At 34.7% G+C, this 562-nt stretch carries 1 pseudogene; it reads left to right on the top strand.

Annotated features, from left to right (window positions below):
• Window positions 1–97: 97 nt before the first annotated feature.
• A pseudogene (locus tag MZO40_RS16985) lies at window positions 98–328 on the top strand (replication initiation protein); the annotation flags it as partial.
• Window positions 329–562 lie beyond the last annotated feature (234 nt).

The raw sequence follows: 562 nt of genomic DNA, 5'->3' as shown, positions 1-562 counted from the left end.
AAAATGGGACGGACTAGTTCAAATTGTCGGCGAGAAATATTACTGGGATAATTCATTACTGATCACCTTTTTTGAACTATCATACCAAATTAGCTAGATTTCAAACAGGTTCTTAGTTAAGTATGATCCTGAGTTGAATACTATTCCCTTGAGAAAATTTACCCCAATTGAGATGAATTTATTTTTTTCAATTGTTTCCCGCATGCGGGATCAAGGGAATAAAACTGTTCGTTTCTCTTTTGACCAGTTAAAAGAGCTTAGTAACTATAAACCAACCGCAAATAAACGTTTTATTGATGATATTGAAAATACATACCAAAAGATCCTCAGAACGTGTTTGGATACTTTGACATTCGATTTGATTTTAGTTAAATTAGATCAAAAACAGGAGTTTTTAATCCATGAAAAGCTTTGCACACCATTATAGTAGCGACATCTCTCGTGGACAATTTGAACTAATCCGGACAGATCTAGAAGGCATACGTAAGCGGACTAAGCCAAGAAAGGTTGATTTATATGATATCTTTTGTGCCCTGCTTTATACCTTGAAAAATGGGTGCGT

This window comes from Lactiplantibacillus sp. B652 (assembly GCF_023806745.1).
GTDB classification, from domain to species: domain Bacteria; phylum Bacillota; class Bacilli; order Lactobacillales; family Lactobacillaceae; genus Lactiplantibacillus; species Lactiplantibacillus pentosus.
This window is presented reverse-complemented; position numbering and strand designations above follow the sequence as displayed.